This is a genomic window from Streptomyces sp. YJ-C3 (assembly GCF_053891275.1).
On the sequence record NZ_CM132685.1, the window covers coordinates 7,869,590 to 7,891,181 of the forward strand.

Here is a 21,592-nt window from a genome sequence, read left to right on the forward strand (position 1 = left end):
ATGACTCATGACGTCGACGCCGACCGGCGCCCGGCACAACTTCGACGCGTCCGAAACGACCCAGCTGCGCGTACCGCCGCACCGCACCGGCGGCTTCAGACGCATCAAGAAGTCGCTGCCGCGGTACGACTACGAGCACTACAGCCGCCTCGCCGGACCCCTCACGCAGCCCGATCCGACGAAGCCGTACGAGGTCCAGTACCGCTCCCTGCTCTCGCAGGAGCCGCACCGGCTCCGTGCCGCGCTCATGCTGGGCGCCGCCCCGCTGCTCTCCCTCGTGCTGCTGTTCTGGCTGCTGCAGCCCGAGCACTGGACCGAGCGCGACTACGTGAAGTACGACTTCCTGCCGGCGCTCGACATCGTCATGCTCGTCTCGATCGGCCTGATCGAGTTCTTCCGCTGCATGAACGTGCTGTCGAACGCGCACGCCACGCTGGTCGCCCGCGACCCGATCCCGGTGGTGCCCGAGACCGGCACGAGAGTCGCGTTCCTGACCTCGTTCGTGCCCGGCAAGGAGCCGATCGAGATGGTGACGAAGACCCTGGAGGCGGCGGTCAAGCTGCGCCACCGGGGCCTTCTGCACATCTGGCTGCTCGACGAGGGCGACGACGCCGAGGTCAAGGCGGTCTGCGAGCGGCTCGGCGTGCACCACTTCTCCCGCAAGGGCGTCGCGAAGTGGAACCAGCCGAAGGGCCCGCACCGGGCCAAGACCAAGCACGGCAACTACAACGCCTGGCTGGACGCGCACGGCGACGACTACGACTTCTTCGCCTCGGTCGACACCGACCACGTGCCGATGCCCAACTACCTGGAGCGGATGCTCGGCTTCTTCCGCGACCCGAACGTCGGCTTCGTCATCGGCCCGCAGGTCTACGGCAACTACGACAACTTCGTCACCAAGGCCGCCGAGTCCCAGCAGTTCCTCTTCCACGCGCTGATCCAGCGCGCCGGCAACCGCTACGGCGCGCCCATGTTCGTCGGCACGTCGAACGCCGTGCGCATCAAGGCGCTCAAACAGATCGGCGGCCTGTACGACTCGATCACCGAGGACATGGCGACCGGTTTCGAGATCCACCGCCACAAGAACCCGGCCACCGGCAAGAAGTGGCGCTCGGTCTACACGCCGGACGTGCTCGCCGTCGGTGAGGGCCCGAGCGCCTGGACGGACTTCTTCACGCAGCAGATGCGCTGGTCGCGCGGTACGTACGAGACGATCCTCAAGCAGTACTGGAAGGGCTTCTTCACGCTCCCGCCGAGCAAGCTCTTCAACTACACGATGATGATCATCTTCTACCCGATGGCGGCGATGAACTGGATCCTGGCGGCGCTGAGCTGTGCGCTGTTCCTGGGTCTGGGCGCCTCGGGTGTGAACATCGACCCGACCATCTGGCTGATGCTGTACGGCAACGCGTCGGCGCTGCAGATCGGCCTGTACATCTGGAATCGCCGGCACAACGTCTCGCCGCACGAGCCGGAGGGCTCCGGCGGCGTCGCCGGTATGGTGATGTCCGCGCTGTCCGCGCCGCTGTACGCGAAGGCGCTGATCGACTCGATGCTGCGCCGCAAGAGCAAGTTCGTGGTCACCCCCAAGGGCGACTCGGCCAGCCCCGACCGGTGGTTCGGGACGTTCCGGTACCACTGGTACTTCATCTTGATCTTCGCCGGGTCGATCGCCGCCGGCTTCGTGTTCGGCCACTCCCACCCGGCGATGATCACCTGGGCGTGCTTCGCCCTGCTGATCACCGCGCTGCCGATGTTCGCCTGGCGGTACATGCTGCGGCAGGACAAGAAGAAGCCGAAGCACGCCGCCGAGGCGCCCCAGCAGCCGGGGCTGCCTCAGCAGGCCGCGCAGCCGCACGGTGCGCCGCAGCCGAAGCCCAGTTGGGCCGCGGACGGGGGCAACGACCAGACCATGCAGATCTCCCTGGGGGGACGTAACAAGTGAAAGACGGTGCGAGCCGCCGCCGTGCCCGACGGATAGCCATCGGCACGGTGGTGGTACTGGCGCTGGCCGGGATGAACGGACCCTGGCTGTATCGCTTCGGGTCGGCCAAGTACCACGACTACAAGATCAACAGACCCGAGTACAAGGCCGAGAACGGCAAGTGGGACGTCATCGACTTCCCCAAGGACATGCGCCTCAACACGATCCACGCGGCGCTGCTCCGCACCGGCAAGATCCTGCTGGTGGCCGGTTCGGGCAACAACCAGAAGAACTTCGACGCGAAGAAGTTCGACACCCGGTTGTACGACCCGGTGAAGAAGACGATCAAGAAGATCCCGACGCCGAGCGACCTGTTCTGCACGGGCCACACGCAGCTGGCCAACGGGAACCTGCTGATCGCGGGCGGCACCAAGAAGTACGAGAAGCTCAAGGGCGACGTCACCAAGGCCGGCGGCCTGATGATCGTCCACAACGAGGACCCGGACGCGCCCAAGACCATCAAGGCCGGTACGAAGTTCACCGGCAAGGAGAACGGCAAGACGTTCGTCTCGGACATCAACATCACCGTCGAGCGGGCCAAGAAGGTCTTCGACCCGCAGACCGGCAAGTTCCTGCGCAACGACCCGGGGATCGGCCGGGTCTACGTCGAGGCGCAGAAGAGCGGAACCAAGTACGAGACCGGCACCCAGGACAACTACCGGGTGCAGGGCCTCACCGGCGCCGACGCGCGCAATGTGTACGGCATCGCGCAGAAGCTCGCCCTCGACAAGAAGGACTTCCAGGGGATCAAGGACTCCTACGAGTTCGACCCGGTCGCCGAGAAGTACATCAAGGTCGACCCGATGAACGAGGCGCGCTGGTACCCCACGCTGACCACGCTCTCGGACGGCAAGGTCCTCTCGGTCTCCGGCCTCGACGAGATCGGGCAGCTGGTGCCCGGCAAGAACGAGGTGTACGACCCGAAGACGAAGAAGTGGACGTACCTCAAGGACGTCCGCCAGTTCCCGACGTACCCGGCGCTGTTCCAGATGGAGAACGGCAAGATCTTCTACTCGGGTGCCAACGCGGGCTACGGACCGGACAACGTCGGCCGCAAGCCCGGCATCTGGGACCTGACGACGAACAAGTTCCAGAAGATCCCGGGGCTCTCCGACGCCAACATGATGGAGACGGCCAATACGGTCGAGCTGCCGCCCGCGCAGAACCAGAAGTACATGGTGGTCGGCGGCGGCGGGGTCGGCGAGTCCAAGCTGTCCAGCAAGAAGACCCGGATCGTCGACCTCAAGGCCGCCGACCCGACGTTCGTGGACGGCCCCGAGCTGGAGAAGGGCACGCGCTATCCGCAGGCCTCGGTCCTGCCCGACGACAGCGTGCTGATCTCCGGCGGCTCCGAGGACTACCGCGGGCGCGGGGACTCCAACATCCACCAGGCGCGGATCTACGACACGAAGACGAACTCGTTCAAGCGCGTCGCGGACCCGCTGGTGGGCCGCAACTACCACTCCGGGTCGCTGCTGCTGCCCGACGGGCGCGTGCTGTTCTTCGGCTCCGACTCGCTCTACGCGGACAAGGCGAACACCAAGCCCGGCGAGTTCGAGCAGCGCATCGAGATCTACACGCCGCCCTATCTGTACCGGGACTCGCGGCCCACGCTGCAGGGCGGCGAGAAGACGATCGCGCGGGGCTCCTCGGCGACGTACCGGACGGACCACGCGTCGTCGATCACGACGGCCCGGCTGATCCGGCCGAGCGCGTCGACGCATGTCACGGACGTCGACCAGACGTCGATCGCTCTCGATCTGAAGAAGTCCGACGACTCGGTCACGGTGACCGTGCCGAAGAACCGCTCGCTGGTCGAATCGGGCTGGTACATGCTGTTCGTGACGGATGACCAGGGCACGCCCAGCAAGGCCCAGTGGGTGCACGTGCCGTAACAGGCTTCAGGGGCGCGGGAGTTGTCTCCCGCGCCCCTGCATCGTGTCTGCCTGCCCGGTCAGTTGGCGGCGTCGGCGAGCTTCATCGCGTACGCGCCCCACCACTCCCCGGCCTTGGGGCCGCCCTTGCACGTGCCGTCGGACTCGCCGGGACGCTTGACCCAGAGGTACGCCTTCACCAGCGGGTCGCCGGTCTTCGTGGTCGGGGTCTCGCCCAGCGCCCGCCCGGGCGGATTGCACCAGCGCTCGTCGGCGGAGCCGGCCGTGTACGGCCCGTTCCCGTTCCGGCTGGTGTCGATGACGAACGGCTTGTTGCCGACCTTCGCCGACAGTTCCTTGCCGTACTTCACGGAGTCGTCGGTGGTGTAGAAGTTCGACACGTTCACCGAGAAGCCGTCGGCCTGGTCGATGCCGGACCACTGCAGCGGCTGGAAGATCTGGTCGGGCTTGCCCCAGCCCGCGTTGCCCGCGTCCAGGTAGACCGTCGTGTTCTTCAGCGACTGGAGCTTGCCGATGGCGCCCTTGAGCAGGTCGTAGCGCTCCTCGTGGAACTGCTCCGGCGTGCAGTTGTCCACCATGTGCTGGACGGCGTCCGGCTCCAGGATCACCGTGGCGGGCCGGTCGCCGATGCCCGCCGCCACCTGGTCGATCCACTCCCGGTACGCGTTCCCGTCGGCGGCGCCGCCGCCGGAGTACTGGCCGCAGTCGCGGTGCGGGATGTTGTAGAGGACGAGCAGCGCGTCCCGGTCCGCCTTCTCGGCGGCCTCCGTGTAGCCGCGCGCCTGCTCCTGCGCGTTCTCCGGCAGGATCCACTCGCCGCTGGGCTGCTCTGCGATCTTGCGGACCTTGTCGGCCTCGTCGCCCTTGCCGTCCTTCTCCAGGGCCGCGACGGCCTGAGCGGCTTTGCTGTCCGGGTTGACCCAGAACGGATCGGCGCTCTTCGGCTGCTGCTTCACCGGAGGGCTCGATGAGCCGTCCTTGTCCTTACCTCCGGAGGAACACGCGGACACCAGCAGCGCCGCCCCCACGACGACTGCCCCGGCCCTCAGTTTCCGGTACATCCACTCCCCCTTGGGTGCACTGTCTGGTCTCCAATCGTGACATACGTCCAGCTCGGACCACGAGGTCGGACCTCGCTTGTCAAAGACCTGTTACAGCCCGCCGCAACGGGGTAGGCGGCGATCAGCGGACGTCTCTCCCGAGGGACGAAAGGGGCAGGGCCATGGCGGAGGGAACCCTCGAACTGCGGTTGGCTTCAGCCCTGCTGGAGTGCGTGGACACGCTCCTCGACGACTTCGACGTCGCCCGCTACCTGCGGCGGCTGGCCGACTCCTGCGCGGAGCTGGCCGGTTCGCGGGGCGCCGGCGTGTTCCTGCGCCGCCCCGAGGGCCCCGTGCTGGTCGCGCAGAGCACCGAACAGGACGCCTGTGCCGGGAGGTTGCTGCGGGGCGACTGGTCCACGAGCCCGGCGCGCGACAGCCTGGAGACCGGGAAGGCCGTGCCGCCGGTCGCCCTGGACTCCGAGGAGGCCGTGGCCCGCTGGCCCGCGTTCGCGTCGGCCGCCCACGGGGTCGCCGCCGCCTGCGCGGTGCCGCTGCGCCGGCGCGAGGACGTGTTCGGCGTGCTCGGCATCACGCTGCCCGAACTCCCCCGGAGCGAACGCGGATTGGCATTCGCACAGACACTGGCCGACGCCGCGGCCGTCGGTCTGTACAACCAGCGCGCTTACGCCCAGTACAAGGAGCTTTCACGGCAGCTGCAAGGGGCACTTGCCAGCCGCGTGCGCATCGAGCAGGCAAAGGGCATACTCGCCGAGCGCTGGGACAGTACACCGGACGCGGCCTTCACGATATTGCGCCAGTACGCACGCAGGAACCGGCTGCCCATGGGCCAGGTCGCGCACTCCGTGATCCATCGCACCCTGACCGACGGGGAGTTGCGTCACGACAAGTCCGGACCTTCCTGAAAAGTGCCGTCCACCTGCGATGACCACGCTGTGCCACCAGCCTCGTACTTGGCGTCAAACGCCCTCTAGGCTGCGCGCCCCATCCGTTCTAAAGTCGGTGCCAGTGGCCCAAGACCTCGGCCTGCAGGACCGGACGACCCCTCGAACCTCCCGCGCCGACGCCGGGTTACTCCCGCAACCCGTAGCGCGCGCGGTCGAGGACCAGCCCGGCCGACGGCTCCGGGGGGAGCGGGTCGTCGGCCGGGCCGGGTGCCGCATATGTCAGCTCTCCCGCTTCGGCGCCTCGTCGATCCCGGTCAGATAGGCGGAGACGACGACGTTCGCGGTGTACGTACGCGACGCCTTGTCGAAGGTTCCGCCGCAGGTGATCAGGCGCAGTTCGGCGCGGTCGGAGCGGTGCTGTCCGTACGCCCGGTGCGGGTCGAAGGAGTCGCGGGAGAAGACCTGGACGTCGTCGACGGTGAACTCGGCGACCGAGCCGTCGTCGCGCACCACCCGCACCGTGTCGCCGGGTTTGGCCTCGCTGAGGTGGAAGAAGACGGCGGGCTTGCTCTCGGTGTCGACGTGCCCGACGAACAGGGATGTGCCGCGCTCGCCGGGCCGGGCGCCGGCGCCGTACCAGCCGACGACTCCGGCCTGGCTGTAGGGCGGCGGGTCGACGGCGCCGCCGCCGTCCAGGCCACGGGCCACGACGGGGGCCTGGATGCGCAGGGCGGCGACGTCGATGCGCTGCGGCTTCGCCGCCTTGACGGGTTTGTGGGCGGCGGGCAGCTCGACGCCGAGGGGGCGGCCGACGGCGGCCGCGTCGCCGGTGGTCGGCGAGGAGAGGTTCACGTCGGTGATGCCGCGGCCCCACAGCCACAGGCCGAGCAGCAGGACCGCCCAGGCGACGCCGGTGATCAGCCGCCCGACGCCGTGCGACGACCGGTCGCTCATGGCGCGCTCACTCCTGCGGGGTCCGGCGGCGCCGGACGCTGCGGAAGGCCACGGCCACGGCGGCGATCGCGGCGAGCACCAGGCCGATGACGGCGTGCCGGGTGCCGGGGCCGTCGGCCATGGCGGCGCGCGGCGCGGTGTGCGCGGCGGCGAGTCCGGTGGCCGCGCCGCCGCCTCCGGCGTGCACGGGCGCGGTCGGCGTCGGTGCCGGCGAGGGGCTGTTCGCCTGCACCCGGACGGTGCCCTTGACCTTGGCGTCGACGCCGTCGCAGGTCACCTTGATCTCGTAGTCGCCCGGGGCGGTGGACGACTTCACGCGGGCCTCCGCGAACAGCGTCGGCCGGTCCGCGGAGGGGGCGAGCACGCCGGGCGTGACGAAGGCGTCGGAGGAGGCGCGGCCGGTGGTGCCGTCGCAGCCGCTCACGCGCAGGTCGACCTCGGTGCCGGCGGGTACCGCGGCGGGGGTGACGGCGACGGAGCCGCCGCGGTCGGCGGCCCGGGCGGTGGCGACCGGCCCCACCGGCACGGTCACCAGGGCGACGGCCGCCGCCGCGGCACTCAGAGCAAGCAGACCAGCACGCATCGTGAACCTCCTGATACTGGCAGGTTCACGCGTCCGGCGGCTTTCCGCATCCCGGGAGGGGCCGGGCGCGGGTCAGACCAGGTCGACGAGGTCGGCGATGGAGTCGACGACGTGCGAGGGGGTGAACGGGTACTTCGCGATATCGGCGTCACTGGTCAGACCGGTGCGCACGAGGAAGGTCTGCATGCCCGCCTCCAGGCCGGCCAGCACGTCGGTGTCCATCCGGTCGCCGATCATGGCGCTGGTCTCGGAGTGCGCCCCGATGGCGTTCAGCCCGGTGCGCATCATCAGGGGGTTGGGCTTGCCCGCGAAGTAGGGCTGCTTGCCCGTCGCCTTGGTGATCAGGGCGGCGACGGCGCCGGTGGCGGGCAGCGGGCCCTCGGTGGAGGGGCCGGTCTCGTCGGGGTTGGTGCAGATGAAGCGCGCGCCGCCGTTGATGAGGCGGACGGCCTTGGTCATGGCCTCGAAGGAGTAGGTGCGGGTCTCGCCGAGGACCACGTAGTCGGGGGCGTGGTCGGTCAGCACGTAGCCGATGTCGTGCAGGGCCGTGGTCAGGCCCGCCTCGCCGATGACGTACGCGGTGCCGCCGGGCCGCTGGGCGTCCAGGAACTTGGCGGTGGCCAGGGCCGACGTCCAGATGTTGCCGACCGGGACCTCCAGGCCCATGCGGGTGAGGCGGGCCTGGAGGTCGCGGGCGGTGTAGATGGAGTTGTTGGTCAGCACCAGGAACGGCTTGCCGGAGTCGCGGAGCTTCTTGATGAAGGCGTCGGCGCCCGGGATCGGGACTCCTTCATGGATGAGCACCCCGTCCATGTCGGTGAGCCACGAATCGATGGGCTTGCGCTCTGCCATGGGGTGCACTCCTGCGGTTCGCCGTGAATCTAGTGAGCTGAGGGGCGCCGGGACGACTCTGTGCCGACGCCCACAGCCTAATCAGGAAGTGCTGATCTTGACCCCGTCGATCGTCCAGAACCAGTTGTTGCCGCCCGTGTACCGGAAGCGGACCTTCGCCCTGGTCACGCCGCTGGGCACGGACAGGGCGACGGTCTCGCTGCGGGAGGGGACGTCGGCGGTGTACGTCTTCACGGAGACCGGGGTGCCGCCGTCGTAGGAGACGAGGACCTCTCCCTTCTGCGGCGACTCCTGCCGGTAGAAGGTGGTGTACGTGAGCGTGGCCGGGCGCCCGCCGGTGACCGGGAAGTCGGGGCTGACCAGGGTGGAGTCGAAGGTGCCGGAGACGGTCCTGTCGGACCATTCGTCGCCGTCGGCGACCGCGAAGACGTTCCGGGCCCGTACGTTGCACTCGCGCTGCTGGTCGCGTTCGGCCTTGGTCCAGAACTCGTCGGTGGTGAAGGACCAGCCGCGCCACTCGGTGACGCCGCCGGTGCCCATCGCGGAGTTGTCGACGCTCCAGCCGCTGGGCGGGGTGTGTGTGAAGCCGACGGTGCCCGCGCCGATGCCGGTCTCGTCCACCGGGCCGGTGAGCCGGGCGCGCAGGGTGTCGAAGTCGTCCGGGGCCGGCTGCTGGACCGGGCGGCCGTCCAGGCCCCAGGCCGGGTCGATCGCGATGCCGAGGTGGGCGAGGGCGGTGGCGGCGATGTCGGGCATCTTGACGTCGTAGCGGGTGGAGCCGGCGGTGATCGTGCCGCCGACGGCGATCATGAACGTCTGCCGTTCCTGCCAGGTGGAGCCGCCGTGGCCGCCCGGGTCGGTGTGCCCGTGGTCGGCGGTGACGAGGATCAGCCAGTCCTCGTTGCCGTACGTGGCACGGGACTTCACCGCGTCGACCAGCTGCCCGACCTGCCCGTCGACGCCGTGGATCGCGTCCAGGTACTGCCGGCTGGCGGCGCCGTAGGAGTGTCCGGCGTGGTCGACGTTGTCGAGCTGGACGAAGACGGCGTCGGGGTTCGCGCTCGTGAGCCGGTCCACGGCGCGGCTGGTGGTGCCGGTGTCGTACTCGGCGCTCGGGGTCGAGACGCGGGCGTCGACCTTCGACGAGAAGACCGTGTCCGTGATCGGCGCCCAGGAGGAGACGGCGTACGTCGACAGGTTCGGCTTCGCGGTCTCGACGCGGGTGAGGAAGTCCGGGTACTGGGCGAACTTGTGGCCGGTGAAGTTGTTGTCCTTCACGTGGTGCTTGTCGGGCCAGACGCCGGTGATCAGCGTCGACCAGCCGGGCCCCGACATGGTGGGCGCCATCGGGTCGGCGTAGATCGAGCTGGGCGCGGTGAGGCCGGCCGCCATCAGGGCCTTCAGGCGGGGCGCGTCGGCGTCCTTGATTCTGCTGAGGAGCGTGCCGTCGAGGCCGATGACCAGGACCTTGGGGGCCTTGGCCGCGGCGAGCGCGCTGTTCGCGAGGGGGCCGGCCACCGCGAACGCGGCGACGGTGGCGGACAGGACGGTGCGGCGGGATATGCCGTGGCGGGACATGTCTTCCTCCAGGGGCGTACGAGTACGGGTCCGGGCCAACTCCCCCAGTACAGCGAGGATTTGGACCAGACCCGTTATCTTCTGGTGACGTGGGAGCGAAGGGCCATGGACATTCGTGCCGGCCCGATGGACTCGGGCCCGCTGGACCGGCGGACAGGTCTCAGCTGCCGGTCGCGGACTTCCAGTCGTCGACGTACGTCTGGAGGTTCTTGTCGATGTCGTTCCAGTCCGGCTCGAAGATCTCCACACCGTCCATGATCTTGGCGAGCGCGAGGGCGTTCTCGTCGGTGGCCTTGACGTCCTTGCGGGCCGAGAAGCCGCCGCCGACGGCGCTGACCTGCCGCTGCTGCTCGGCGGCGAGCATGAAGTCGAGGAGCTTCCTGCCGTTCGCGGTGTGCGGGGCGTTCTTCACGAGGCCGGCCGCGTACGGGAGGGCGAAGGAGGTGGGCTTGCCGCCTTCGGCCTTCGGGAACCAGATGCCGAGGTTCGGCATGTCCTTGGACTGGGCGTAGTTCATCTGCACATCGCCGTTGGCGACGAGGAGTTCGCCCTTGTCGACCTTGGGGGCGAGCTTGCCGGTGGAGGCGGACGGGCCGACGTTGTTGGCCTGGAGCTTCTTCAGGTAGTCCATGGCCTGCTGCTTGCCGCCGAGGTCGTGCATGGCCTTGACGACGACGGCCGTGCCGTCGCCGGCCACGCCCGGGGTGGAGTACTGCAGCTTGTTCTTGTACTTCCCGTCGAGCAGTTCCTCCCACGTCGTGGGCGCCGTCTTGAGCTCCTTCTTGTTGTAGATGAAGCCGAAGTAGTTGTTCACGACCGAGGTCCAGGTGCCGTCGGCGGCCTTGTCCGCGCCGTCGACCTGGTCGGAGCCCTCGGGCGCGTACGTGGCGAGCAGGCCCTTGCCGTCGGCCTGCTGGATGAACGGCGGCAGGGTGACGAGGACGTCGGCCTGGGTGTTGGTCTTCTCGCGGACGGCGCGCTGCACGACCTCGCCGGAGCCGCCCTCGACGTACTTGACCTTGATGCCGGTCTTCTTGGTGAAGTCCTTGAAGACCTGGTCGTACCAGCCGTCGCCGTTCTCGCCCTTGAGGCCGTCGGCGCTGTAGACGGTGACGGCCTTCTCGTCGGAGGCGGCGGAGCTGCCGCCGCAGGCGGTCAGGGAGGCGGCGAGGGCGAGGCTGCCGGTGACGGCGCCGATGGTGGTGAGCGTGTTTCTGCGCATGGCGAGGTGAACTCCGTTGCGTGATACGAGGGTCAGCGGTACGAGGCCTTGGTGCGGATCCGGGAGACGGCGAGCAGCACGATCAGGGTCGCGGCCATCAGGACCACCGCGATCGCGGATCCGGTGAACAGCGAGCCGCGGTCGGTGGTCGCGTAGATCTGCACCGGCAGCGGCATCCAGTCCGGCGGGTAGAGCATCATGGTGGCGCTCAACTCGCCCATGGACAGGGCGAAGCAGAGCCCGGCGGCCGCGTTCAGGGAGGGCAGCAGCAGGGGCAGCTTCACCTTCCACAGGACGTACGCGGGCCGGGCGCCGAGCGACGCCGCGGCCTGCTCGTACGCCGGGTCGAGACGCACGATGGCCGCCGAGACCGACTGGTAGGCGAACGCGGTGACAAGAATCGTGTGCGCGATGATGACGATCCAGCGCGTGCCGTTGAGCAGCATCGGCGGCTTGCTGAACGCGACGAGCACGGCGAGGCCGACGACGACGGACGGCACGGCGACGGGCAGCATGAACAGGGCGTCCATCGCCCGGCGCCCGCCCTTCCTCAGCGACGCGGCGGCGAGCGCGGCCCACCCGCCCACGACCAGCGCGAGCACACTCGCCGTGACGGCCGTGACGAGGCTGGTGGTCAGCGCGGTGAGCGAGTCCCCGCTGGTGGCGGCCTGGTAGTGCCCGCCGGTGAACCCGGAGGGCAGGGCCCCGGACCAGTTCGTGGCGAACGAGGCGGCGACGATGACGAGAAGAGGCAGCGCGAAGAGCGGAAGGAAGAGGAGGAAGAAGACGGCCCAGGTGGCCCACTTGCCCTTCTTGCTATGCACCAGCATGAGACTTCACCCCAGGGAGGACAGCGCCCTGAAGGGGCGCGGGGAACTGCGCGCTCAGCCACGACGAACCCGCGGACAAGGAACACTCACGCGCCGGCACGACGGCTCACCACCCGGTAGAGCCCGTAGAGGCCGACGGATATGAGGACGTTGACCACGGCCACGACGCAGGCCCCCGGATAGTCGGACTCCAGGATCGCCTTGCTGTACACGAGCATCGGAAGCGTCGTGACCCCCTTGGCCCCGGTGAACAGCACGATGCCGAACTCGTTCAGGCACATGACGAGGACCAGCGAACCGCCAGCGGCCAGCGCGGGCAGCGCCTCGGGCAGGATGACCTGCCGCACGATCCGCGCGGGCCGCGCGCCCAGCGACGAGGCGACCTCCAGCTGAGCCGTGTCGACCTGGGAGAACGCGGCGAGCAGCGGCCGCATCACGAACGGCGTGAAGTACGTGACCTCGGCGAGCAGGACGCCCCAGGGCGTGGTCAGGAACTGGAAGGGGCCGGTGGCGGCGCCCGTCACGTCCGTCCACAGCCCGTTGGCCATGCCGACCTGCCCGTAGACGAAGAGCAGGGCGAGCGTGATGAGGAAGGACGGGAAGGACAGGAACACGTCGATGAACTTGGCGACGGCCTTCCCGCCGGGGAACGGCACGAACGCGATGACCAGCGCGAGCACGAACCCGAGGACGAGGCAGCCGACGGTCGAGCCGACGGCGAGCCACACCGTGGTGCCGAGCGCCTCGCGGAACGCGGACGAGGCGAACACATCGGCGTACGGCTCGATCGACGTGCCGCCGGTGTCGGGCCGGAGGGACTGCTGGACGACGAGGCCGAGGGGGTAGAGGAAGACGACGGCGAGGGCGGCGACCGGCGGTACCGCCCACACCCAGCCGCCCGCGATGCGGCGCGACGTGGTGACGGTCCCGGCCGGCGTGGCGAGGGCGGCGCTAGCCATCCTTGCTCACCCCCGCGGCGACTTCGGCGGCCAGCAGCACCGCGTCCTGGGGCGCGAAGTGCACGGTGACCCGCTCGCCCAGGGCGGGCGGCTCCCTCAGTTCGCGCAGGTCGGCCTTGACGCGGTGCCCGTCCACGTCGACGTAGAGCCGGTGCGTCGAGCCGCGCCACTGGACCTCGGCGACCTCGCCCGTCAGGGAGTTGGGGCCGTCGCCGAGTCCGACGAGGTGCGGGCGCACGCACAGGGTGGCCGTGACGCCGGGCGCGACGTCGCCGGTGGGCACCTCGAGCTCGGCCTGTCCGAAGGAGACGGCGCCGGAACCGACGGTGACCGGAAGGAGGTTGGCGTTGCCGACGAACGAGGCGGTGAACTCGGTGCGCGGCCTGCGGTACAGGTCCTGGGGCGTGCCCACGTCCTGCAGCCGTGCCTTGTCCATGACGGCGATCCGGTCGGCCAGGGTGAGCGCCTCGACCTGGTCGTGGGTGACGTAGAGGATGGAGACGTCGGGCAACTCGCGGTGCAGGCGTGCCAGTTCGGCCAGCATGCCGGACCTGAGCTGTGCGTCGAGCGCGGACAGCGGCTCGTCGAGAAGCAGGACGCCGGGGCGGATGGCGAGCGCGCGGGCGATGGCGACGCGCTGCTGCTGTCCGCCGGAGAGTTCGCGCGGGTACCGCTTGGCGTAGGCCGCCATGCCGGTCAGGTCCAGCGCCTCGGCGACGCGCGCCGGGATCTCGCCCTTCGGCACCTTCTGCGCGCGCATCCCGAAGGCGACGTTGTCCTCGACCCTCATGTGCGGGAACAGGGCGTACTGCTGCACGACCATGCCGATGCCGCGCCGGTGCGGCGGCAGGCCGGTGACGTCGCGCCCGCCGATGAGGACGCGCCCGGCGGCGGGCCGTACGAATCCGGCGACCGCGCGCAGGGCCGTCGTCTTGCCGGAGCCGGAGGGCCCGAGGAGGGCCATCACCTCGCCCGGTTCGACGGTCAGGTCGAGGGAGTCGAGGACGGTGTTCCCGCCGTAGGCGACGGAGACCCGGTCGAACCGGATGCCGCTGCGGGGGTCGGGTATCGGGTCGGTCACCTTTCCCACCGGTCCTGCTCGTCGGCGGTCTGTTCGGTCGGCACGACCTCGCGGCCGCATTGCTCTGCGTGCCGGGCGTGCGTGGTGCCCACCACGCCGGCTCCTACGACGATGACTCTCACGGCGGCAACGCTCCTTGGGGCGGGTGTCCCGCAGGGGTCCGGGCACCAACGGGACGGTGAACGGCCACCCAAGGTTGGCCTAGACCCGTTACGCTCTCGTTATCGACGTGAGTCGTGGAGAGTCAACTGACAGCGAGATATGCGTATTTACCGCTCGTCGCCGCCCAAACGCGTGGTGAACGAGAACCGGTCCCCGCGGTAAAGCGTCCGCACGCGCTCGGTGGCCCGGCCCCCGGTGTCGTACGAGACGCGGTGGATCAGCAGCATCGGCAGGGCGGGCGGTGTCCCGATGAGCAGGGCCTCGCGCGGCGTCGCGAGCACCGTCTCGATGCGTTCGTCGGCCGAGCCGAAGTCGATGCCGAGGCGTTCGTGGACGTACGAGTAGAAGGACGAGTCGGGGTCGAAGTCGGTGTCGAGGCGCGGCATCCGTGCGACGGCCACGTACGTGGACTCCAGGCCGACCCGCTCGTCGTCGGCGAGCAGGACGCGCTCCATGTGCCAGACGGGCTCGCCGCGCTCCAGGCCGATCTCGGCGGCGAGCGCGGGCGGGCACGGGAAGCGGTCGAGGCCGATGAGGTTGCGGCCCGGCCGCCTGCCCTGGCGGCGTACGCCCTCGGTGTACGAGGCGAGGGAGAGGGGCTGTTCCAGCTTGGGGCCCGCGACGACCGTGCCCCGGCCCTGGCGCCGCAGCCGTCCTTCGAGCAGCAGCTCGCGCAGGGCCTGCCGCACGGTCTCCCGCGAGACCTCGTAGCGGACGGCGAGGTCGCGCTCGGTGGGGAGCGTCTCACCGCCGGCCAGCTCCCCGATGAGGGTGCTGAGCCGGGCCTTCACCGCGTAGTACTTCGGGATGCGGCCGTGCTCGGGGATGCCGTCGCGCACGGGGGCGCCGGGTGCCTGGTCGTTCGGGTAGTCCACGCAGGGATGGTCGCAGACGCCGGTGAACGCCCCGGGGCGGGACGTGGTGCGGGCCGGGCGCCGGGGTCAGCGCCGGCCGGGGCGCAGGCGGCGGGATCCGGCCATGAGGGCGACGCCGCCGAGGAGCAGGGCGACGGAGGTGGCCCCGAGTCCGAGCAGTGCGCCGCCCGGTCCCGTCCTGGCGAGCTGCCCCGGGAGGCCGGAGCCGGGGCGGTCCCCGTACCCGTCGCCGCCCTCGTCCGGGACGATGTCGAAGGGGTAGTCGTCGGACTCCCCCACCCAGTCGCCGTCGTCGTCCCGGCGCTGCACGAGCGCGGCGTCGACGACGACGTGGTCGGGCCGGGTGTCGGAGGTGAACGCGAGCCGGACCTGCACGGTGACCGTCTCGCCGGGGCCGACCGAGAAGCCCGGGAAGCCGTCGTCGAAGACGCCCACGTGCTCGTGCCGGCCGGTCTCCTCGAACCGCACCGGACGCCAGCGCGTGCCGTCGTCGAACTCCAGCTGGATCTGCCGGGGCCGCAACGACCGCTGCCGGTCGACGAAGACGAGGACCGGGTGGACGGCGCTGCAGGCGGAGGTGGTCGTGTTGGTCAGATCGAGCGACCAGCGCCCGTACCCGCCGCCGGGGTGGTAGTCGTTCGGCCCCTTGTGGATCTCGGTGTCGATCGGGAAGTCGCCGCTGTCGGGGGAGATTTCGCAGACGGGCTCCCGGACGGGGGCGGCCGGGCCCGCGTCGCGCGCCCTGGCGTCCGCCCCGGCCGCCGCGCCGCAGCTCGCCGCGCACGCCCGGCCGGGCAGGAGCCCGTCCGCCGCCGGGGCGGGGCCCGCCGGGGCGAGGGCGAGGGCGGCGGCGGTGAGGCCGAGGACGATCGGGCGGCGCAGTCGCATGCAGGGCCTTTGCTGGTCGCGGGTCGGTCGCGGATCCGGTCGACGACCAGCGCGGACCCACGGGCCCCGGTGGTCGTGGCCCAGGAATCTGCCACGCGCGCGCGACGCGACGGCCGCGCCACGGCCCGATGCGCCCCGAAGTCCCCCCGATCAGATCATTTTCTGTTCATGACGATGGGCGGGGACGGTCGCCTTCCCGCGCCCGAACAGGGGCGCCAGGATCAGCTGCGCGGCGCCTTCGACGACGAGGGTGGCGCCACCGGGCGCGGCCCGCACCGGTATCGCCGGCCCGCCGCCCTCGCGCCGCGCACGGGCGTCGAGCACTTTGGCCACGCCTCGGACGAACCGCTCCTCGGCGGCGAAGACGGTCCGGCCGCCGAGCAGGACGGCGTCGATGTCGAGCAGGCTCACCAGGTTCCCCGCGCCCTCGCCGAGCACCCGCGCGGCCTCGTCGAGCGCGCCGTCCGTGACGGCGGCGAGGCAGAGCGCCTCGATGCAGCCGCGGTTGCCGCAGCCGCACTCCGGGCCGTCCAACTGGATGACCTGGTGGCCGAATTCGCCTGCCCCGGTGCGCGCGCCGCGATGGAGCACGCCGCCGAGCACCAGCCCCGCGCCGAGCCCGGTGCCGAGGTGGAGGTAGGCGAAGGACCGCTCGCCGTCGCCCGCCGCGCCTTCGAGGGCGAGGCCGAGGGCCGCCGCGTTCGTGTCCTTGTCGACGACGACCGGGAGCCCGAGCCGCTCGGCGAGCGCGGCGCGCAGCGGGAACCCGTCCCACTGCGGGAACCCGGTGACCCGGTGCAGCACCCCGTCGGCGTGGTCGAGCGGTCCGGGCACGGCGACGCCGACGCCGAGCGCGGAGCCGCCGTCGACCAGCTCGTCCACCTCGCGGGCCGCGGCGGTCAGGACCGCGTCGGAGCCGGCGCCCAGATCGAGCGGGGCGCGCCGGGCCGCGACGACGGTGCCGGACAGGTCGGTCAGGACGATGCGCAGCTCGTCGCGGTCCAGGTGCAGGCCGACCGCGTGCCCGGCGCCGGCGACCAGCCGCAGGACGGTGCGCGGCTTGCCGCCGGTGGAGGCCCGCCGCCCGGCCTCGACGACGAGCCCGTCGCCGCGCAGCCGGGCCGTGATCTTGCTGACGGCCTGCGGGGTCAGGCCCGTGCGCTCGGCCAGTTCGAGGCGGCTGATGCCCGCCTCGCCCGCGGTGCGCAGCAGGTCGAGCACGAGCGCGGCGTTGTGCCCGCGCAGAGCGGTCAGGTTCACGCCCGCGGTGGGCCGTGCATGCGTGTTCACCGGTCCATTGTCCCCCGCGCTTGCACTTTGGCAACACCGTTGCTTAAGTGGAGGCATGACTGGTAACAGCTCCCCGCTCACGGTGGGCCTCGTCGGCTACGGCCTGGCGGGCTCCGTCTTCCACGCCCCGCTGATCGCCGCGACCGAGGGTCTGGCCCTCGACACGGTCGTCACCTCGAACCCGGAGCGGCAGGCCCAGGCCCGTGCCGAGCACGGCGACGGCCTCCGGTTCGCGGCCTCCCCCGACGAGCTGTGGGAGCGGGCCGACGAGCTGGACCTGATCGTCATCGCCTCCCCGAACAAGACGCACGTACCGCTCGCGACGGCCGCCCTCAAGGCGGGCCTGCCCGTCGTCGTCGACAAGCCGGTGGCGGGCACGGCGGCCGAGGCCCGCGAGCTCGCGGGCCTCGCCGACGAGCGCGGCCTGCTGCTGTCCGTCTTCCAGAACCGCCGCTGGGACAACGACTTCCTCACCCTGCAGAAGCTGCTCGCGGACGGCGAGCTGGGCGACGTCTGGCGCTTCGAGTCGCGCTTCGAGCGCTGGCGCCCGCAGCCCAAGGGCGGCTGGCGCGAGTCGGGGAACCCGGAGGAGATCGGCGGTCTCCTCTACGACCTCGGCAGCCATGTCGTCGACCAGGCGCTGGCGCTGTTCGGCCCGGCCGTGTCCGTGTACGCGGAGTCGGACGTGCGCCGCGCGGGCGCCGAGGCCGACGACGACACGTTCATCGCGATCACCCACGCGAACAAGGTGCGCTCGCACCTGTACGTCTCCGCGACCACGGCCCAGCTCGGCCCGCGCTTCCGCGTCCTGGGCTCCCGGGCGGGCTTCGTGAAGTACGGCCTGGACCCGCAGGAGGCCGCCCTGCGCGACGGCAAGCGCCCCGAGGCCGGCGAGCCGTGGGGTGTGGAGTGCGAGTCGATGTGGGGCCGGGTCGGCTCCGGCGAGTCCCCGCTGACCGGCGGCGGCCGCCCGCTGCCCACGGTCGACGGCGACTACCCCGCGTACTACGCCGCGATCGCCGCGGCCCTGCGCGACGGCGCCCCGAACCCGGTGCCCGCCACGCAGGCCGCCGCCGCGCTCGACGTGCTGGAGGCGGCCCGCCGCTCGGCCCGCGACGGTGTGACGGTGACGCTGTGACGAACCCTCAGGAAGCCCCTGGCGTCCCCGAGCTGGAGGAGCAGGAGCGCCGGCTCGTGCTGGACTCCTTCACGTACGACGACGCCTGGCGGCTGGGCTCGCTGCTCGTCGAGCTGGCCCGTGAGCGCCGGGCGCCGGTGGCGATCGACATCACGCGCGGCGGCCAGCAGCTGTTCCACGCGGCGCTGCCCGGCTCGACGCCGGACAACGACGCGTGGATCGCCCGCAAGCGCCGCGTCGTGGAGCGCTACCAGGCCTCGTCCTACCTGGTCGGCAGCCGGTTCCGGGCCAAGGGCACGACGTTCGAGGACTCCTCGCGCCTCGACCCGGACACCTACGCCGCGCACGGCGGCGCCTTCCCGCTCTCCGTACGGGGAGCGGGAGTCGTGGGCGTCGTCGTGGTCTCGGGCCTGCCGCAGATCGAGGACCACGCGCTGGTCGTCGAGGCCCTGGAGCGGTTCACCGCCGGCCGCTGACCGCCCGTTGCCTGCGGGCCACGAGGACGATCGCCGCGCCCGCCGCCGCGGTGGCCGCGGCGATCGAGCCCAGCACGACACCGCCCTCGGCCGACGCGCCGGTCTCGGCGAGCTCGCCGCCGGTGCCGCCGGTGTCACCGGTCCCGCCGCCCGAACTCCCGCCCGTGGAGCCGCCGTTGTCGCCGCCACCGGTCGTCCCCGGAGTGCTGTCGGTAGGACTCGGCGTGGGGGTGGGTGTGGGGGTCGGTGTGGGAGTGGGCGAGTCCGTGGGGGTCGGTGTGGGCGTCGGCGAGTCCGTCGGCGTAGGAGTGGGCGTGGGCGAGTCCGTCGGCGTAGGGGTCGGCGTGACCGTGGGAGTGGGCGACGGGGTGTCGTCGCACGTCGGCAGGTCCCCTTCGAAGGGGTAGGCGTGGAACTCCTGGCCTCCGCCGCCTCCGGCCGACGACGCGTGGGTGAGCGAACCAGCCGTGTAGAAGCGCCCGTTGAACCCGGACATGGTCACCGTCGTCGTGCTCGCGGGGTTGCCCACCAGGGTGCTTCCGGAGAACTGCGCGGCGCCGCTGAGCGTCACGTCCGTCGCGTCGGGGAAGTTCCACAGCAGCCTGTTGCGCAGCTCCGCGGGGAGCAGCCCCTCGTACGTGCTGATCTCCCGCGCGTCCCCGTAGATGTTGACGAGGACGGTGGCCCCGGCGGGGATGCCGTCGAACCGGAAGCCTTCCTGGCCGCCGCTACGGCTGATCATGTCGAAGTCGACGTCGAAGACCTGGATCGGGGAGCTGCCGTCGCCGGTGAAGACGGTGGTGCTGCCGTCGTTGACGGCGGTGCCGGTGGCCGGGCGGTGCGCGGCGCCGACGTACGCGTAGCAGTGGCTGGCGTCGGTGAGCTGCTGCCGCAGGGCCTTGTACGGCGCGGCCGCGTCGGGGTCGGCGATCTTCTCCGTCTCGACGGTGCCGGTCAGCGTGCCCCCGTACCGCACGTCGCCGGTGGCGCTGGCGTCCTCGACCAGGAGGCGCTCACCCGAGCCGACCGACACGTTCCCGCCGACGGTGAGGAAGTCGGTGCCGTCGTCCGGCGGGACCCGTGAGCCGACGCCCGCGACGCCCACGTTGTAGACCTGCGAGACCCCGGCGTCCTTGTCCTGGTCGAAGTTCCCGAGGACGACGACCTTGCCCTCGGCCTCCGCGGCGGAGCGGCGCACGAGCATGTCGCCGCCGACGAAGACGTTGATGTTGTTGTCGCGGCCGGTCGGGGTCCCGTTGTTCGGGTCCGGGTACGCGTCCGGACAGTTGCTCCCCTTGCAGGGCCCGAGCCCGCCGGGCAGCGGATCGGCGTGGGCGACGCCTGCGACGACGCCGACGGTCAGGGCCACTGCGGCGGCCACGGTGACTGCGCGGGTTTTTCCCATAGGCGCACTATGGGAAAAACCCACCTCAACCCCCGGCAGACACGCGAGGGGCGCCCCCGAACGGAGGCGCCCCCGAAGATGCCGCACGAAGTGCGCATCCCAGGGGCGCGGGGAACTGCGCGACAAGCCACGACGACGCCGCACCCACCAACACACCACACAACCCCAACAGCGCACAGGCGATCCCCCCGCCCCCAGCGGAGCGCCTACGCCCCCCTGAGTTCCCGCCGCTGCCGCCCCCGAAGATGCCGCACGAAGTGCGCATCCCAGGGGCGCGGGGAACTGCGCGACAAGCCACGACGACGCCGCACCCGCCAACACACCACACAACCCCAACGGCGCACAGGCGATCCCCCCGCCCCCCAGCGGAGCGCCTACGCCCCCATGAGTTCCCGCCGCTGCCGCCCCCGAAGATGCCGCACGAAGTGCGCATCCCAGGGGCGCGGGGAACTGCGCGACAAGCCACGACGACGCCGCACCCGCCAACGCACCACACACCCCCAACGGCGCACAGGCGATCCCCCCGCCCCCCAGCGGAGCGCCTACGCCCCCTTGAGTTCCTGCCGCTGCCGCCCGAGCCCCTCGATCTCCAGCTCCACGACGTCCCCGGCGCGAAGGTACGGCTTCGGCTCGGGCTGCCCCATGGCCACACCCGCCGGAGTACCGGTGTTGATCACGTCACCGGGGTACAGCGTCATGAACTGGCTGACGTAGCGCACCACTTCGGCCACCGGGAAGATCTGCTCGGCGGTGGTGCCGTCCTGCTTGAGCTCGCCGTTGACCCAGAGCTTCAGGCCGAGCGCCTGGGGGTCGGCGACCTCGTCGGCGGTCACCAGCCACGGGCCGAGCGGGTTGAACGTCTCGCAGTTCTTGCCCTTGTCCCAGGTGCCTCCGCGCTCGATCTGGAACTCGCGCTCCGATACGTCGTGCGCGACCGCGTACCCGGCGACACAGGCGAGCGCCGCCTCCTGGGACTCGACATAGCGGGCCGTACGTCCGATGACCACGGCCAGCTCCACCTCCCAGTCGGTCTTGGTGGAGCCGCGCGGCACGAGCACCGTGTCGTCCGGCCCGACCACCGTGTCCGCCGCCTTGAAGAAGACGACGGGCTCGGCGGGCGGCTCGGCACCGGTCTCGGCGGCGTGGTCGTGGTAGTTCAGACCGATGCACACGACCTTGCCGATCCGGGCCACCGGCGGGCCGATGCGCAGCCCCGCCGCGTCGAGTACGGGCAGCTCGCCCGATGCGTCGGCGGCGCGGACCCGGTCGAGCGCCGCGTCGTCCGCGAGCAGCGCCCCGTCGACGTCCGGCACCAGACCGGACAGGTCGCGCAGGGCACCCTCGGCGTCCAGGAGCGCGGGGCGCTCGGCTCCGGCCGGACCGACTCGCAGCAGCTTCATGGTGTAACTCCCTCTGATCTAGGAGGAGCCTCCCTGGCGAGGTGCGGCCTTCAACCATCGGAGGTCTGGTCG

Annotated in this window: 20 protein-coding genes; 5 read left to right on the forward strand and 15 right to left on the reverse strand. The window is 71.0% G+C overall.

Annotated elements, in window-relative coordinates:
- The first annotated feature begins 7 nt into the window (after window positions 1-7).
- Together ACVHNB_RS35480 and glxA are read left to right on the forward strand one after the other, a co-directional pair.
- A complete protein-coding gene (locus ACVHNB_RS35480; RefSeq protein ID WP_428954474.1) occupies window positions 8-1,945 on the forward strand; it encodes a glycosyltransferase family 2 protein in 1,938 nt (645 codons plus the stop codon).
- On the forward strand, window positions 1,942-3,879 hold the full coding sequence (glxA, locus tag ACVHNB_RS35485) for a radical copper oxidase GlxA (protein WP_428954473.1): 1,938 nt from the start codon (window positions 1,942-1,944) through the stop codon (window positions 3,877-3,879). Before ACVHNB_RS35480 ends, glxA begins: the two co-directional genes overlap by 4 nt.
- A gap of 59 nt (window positions 3,880-3,938) precedes the next feature.
- Here the strand turns inward: glxA and ACVHNB_RS35490 are convergent, their stop codons facing one another.
- Window positions 3,939-4,940 carry a glycoside hydrolase family 6 protein gene (locus ACVHNB_RS35490; protein WP_456226746.1) on the reverse strand — a complete coding sequence of 334 codons (1,002 nt, stop codon included), beginning with the start codon at window positions 4,938-4,940 and terminating at the stop codon, window positions 3,939-3,941.
- Window positions 4,941-5,101: 161 nt separating this feature from the next.
- Here ACVHNB_RS35490 and ACVHNB_RS35495 point away from each other — a divergent pair, with 161 nt between their 5' ends.
- Window positions 5,102-5,845, forward strand: coding sequence for an ANTAR domain-containing protein (locus ACVHNB_RS35495; protein ID WP_428954471.1), 744 nt, complete (start codon window positions 5,102-5,104; stop codon window positions 5,843-5,845).
- A 261-nt stretch (window positions 5,846-6,106) separates the two neighbouring features.
- On the opposite strand, the gene ACVHNB_RS35500 is transcribed toward ACVHNB_RS35495, so the two are convergent.
- From ACVHNB_RS35500 to ACVHNB_RS35555, 12 genes are all read right to left on the reverse strand, one after another.
- Entirely contained in the window at window positions 6,107-6,781 is a 675-nt protein-coding gene (locus tag ACVHNB_RS35500; protein WP_428954470.1) for a class F sortase, read from the reverse strand.
- Between the two features lie 7 nt (window positions 6,782-6,788).
- Window positions 6,789-7,364, reverse strand: a complete 576-nt coding sequence (locus ACVHNB_RS35505; protein ID WP_428954469.1) for a hypothetical protein — start codon at window positions 7,362-7,364, stop codon at window positions 6,789-6,791.
- Between the two features lie 72 nt (window positions 7,365-7,436).
- On the reverse strand, window positions 7,437-8,216 hold the full coding sequence (locus ACVHNB_RS35510) for an HAD-IIA family hydrolase (RefSeq protein WP_456226747.1): 780 nt from the start codon (window positions 8,214-8,216) through the stop codon (window positions 7,437-7,439).
- Between the two features lie 81 nt (window positions 8,217-8,297).
- Window positions 8,298-9,794, reverse strand: coding sequence for an alkaline phosphatase family protein (locus ACVHNB_RS35515; protein ID WP_456226748.1), 1,497 nt, complete (start codon window positions 9,792-9,794; stop codon window positions 8,298-8,300).
- Between the two features lie 160 nt (window positions 9,795-9,954).
- Window positions 9,955-11,016 (reverse strand): 2-aminoethylphosphonate ABC transporter substrate-binding protein, encoded by a 1,062-nt coding sequence (locus ACVHNB_RS35520; RefSeq protein WP_456226749.1) that lies wholly within the window; start codon window positions 11,014-11,016, stop codon window positions 9,955-9,957.
- Between the two features lie 32 nt (window positions 11,017-11,048).
- Window positions 11,049-11,846, reverse strand: coding sequence for an ABC transporter permease (locus tag ACVHNB_RS35525; RefSeq protein ID WP_428954466.1), 798 nt, complete (start codon window positions 11,844-11,846; stop codon window positions 11,049-11,051).
- 86 nt (window positions 11,847-11,932) lie between these two features.
- The gene (locus ACVHNB_RS35530; protein WP_428954465.1) at window positions 11,933-12,805 is read right to left on the reverse strand and encodes a 2-aminoethylphosphonate ABC transporter permease subunit; all 873 of its coding nucleotides are present in this window, start codon (window positions 12,803-12,805) and stop codon (window positions 11,933-11,935) included.
- Window positions 12,798-13,886, reverse strand: coding sequence for an ABC transporter ATP-binding protein (locus ACVHNB_RS35535; protein ID WP_428954464.1), 1,089 nt, complete (start codon window positions 13,884-13,886; stop codon window positions 12,798-12,800). The genes ACVHNB_RS35530 and ACVHNB_RS35535 overlap by 8 nt, the downstream gene beginning before the upstream one ends.
- A complete protein-coding gene (locus ACVHNB_RS35540) occupies window positions 13,883-14,008 on the reverse strand; it encodes a hypothetical protein (protein WP_428957789.1) in 126 nt (41 codons plus the stop codon). Before ACVHNB_RS35540 ends, ACVHNB_RS35535 begins: the two co-directional genes overlap by 4 nt.
- Window positions 14,009-14,155: 147 nt before the next feature.
- The gene (locus ACVHNB_RS35545) at window positions 14,156-14,923 is read right to left on the reverse strand and encodes a GntR family transcriptional regulator (protein WP_428954463.1); all 768 of its coding nucleotides are present in this window, start codon (window positions 14,921-14,923) and stop codon (window positions 14,156-14,158) included.
- A gap of 66 nt (window positions 14,924-14,989) precedes the next feature.
- Window positions 14,990-15,811 (reverse strand): hypothetical protein, encoded by an 822-nt coding sequence (locus tag ACVHNB_RS35550; RefSeq protein ID WP_456226750.1) that lies wholly within the window; start codon window positions 15,809-15,811, stop codon window positions 14,990-14,992.
- A gap of 150 nt (window positions 15,812-15,961) precedes the next feature.
- Window positions 15,962-17,158: an ROK family transcriptional regulator gene (locus tag ACVHNB_RS35555; RefSeq protein ID WP_428954461.1), complete on the reverse strand. Its 1,197-nt coding sequence runs from the start codon at window positions 17,156-17,158 to the stop codon at window positions 15,962-15,964.
- Between ACVHNB_RS35555 and ACVHNB_RS35560 the strand changes: the two genes are divergently transcribed.
- Together ACVHNB_RS35560 and ACVHNB_RS35565 are read left to right on the forward strand one after the other, a co-directional pair.
- Window positions 17,157-18,239, forward strand: coding sequence for a Gfo/Idh/MocA family oxidoreductase (locus ACVHNB_RS35560; RefSeq protein WP_428954460.1), 1,083 nt, complete (start codon window positions 17,157-17,159; stop codon window positions 18,237-18,239). The genes ACVHNB_RS35555 and ACVHNB_RS35560 overlap by 2 nt on opposite strands.
- Window positions 18,236-18,715, forward strand: a complete 480-nt coding sequence (locus tag ACVHNB_RS35565) for a heme-degrading domain-containing protein (RefSeq protein WP_428954459.1) — start codon at window positions 18,236-18,238, stop codon at window positions 18,713-18,715. The genes ACVHNB_RS35560 and ACVHNB_RS35565 overlap by 4 nt, the downstream gene beginning before the upstream one ends.
- Here ACVHNB_RS35565 and ACVHNB_RS35570 read toward each other — a convergent pair.
- Together ACVHNB_RS35570 and ACVHNB_RS35575 are read right to left on the reverse strand one after the other, a co-directional pair.
- Entirely contained in the window at window positions 18,699-20,120 is a 1,422-nt protein-coding gene (locus ACVHNB_RS35570; protein ID WP_456226751.1) for a choice-of-anchor A family protein, read from the reverse strand. The two genes, ACVHNB_RS35565 and ACVHNB_RS35570, sit on opposite strands and share 17 nt — an antisense overlap.
- Before the next feature lie 542 nt (window positions 20,121-20,662).
- A complete protein-coding gene (locus ACVHNB_RS35575) occupies window positions 20,663-21,520 on the reverse strand; it encodes a fumarylacetoacetate hydrolase family protein (protein WP_456226752.1) in 858 nt (285 codons plus the stop codon).
- Window positions 21,521-21,592: the final 72 nt, after the last annotated feature.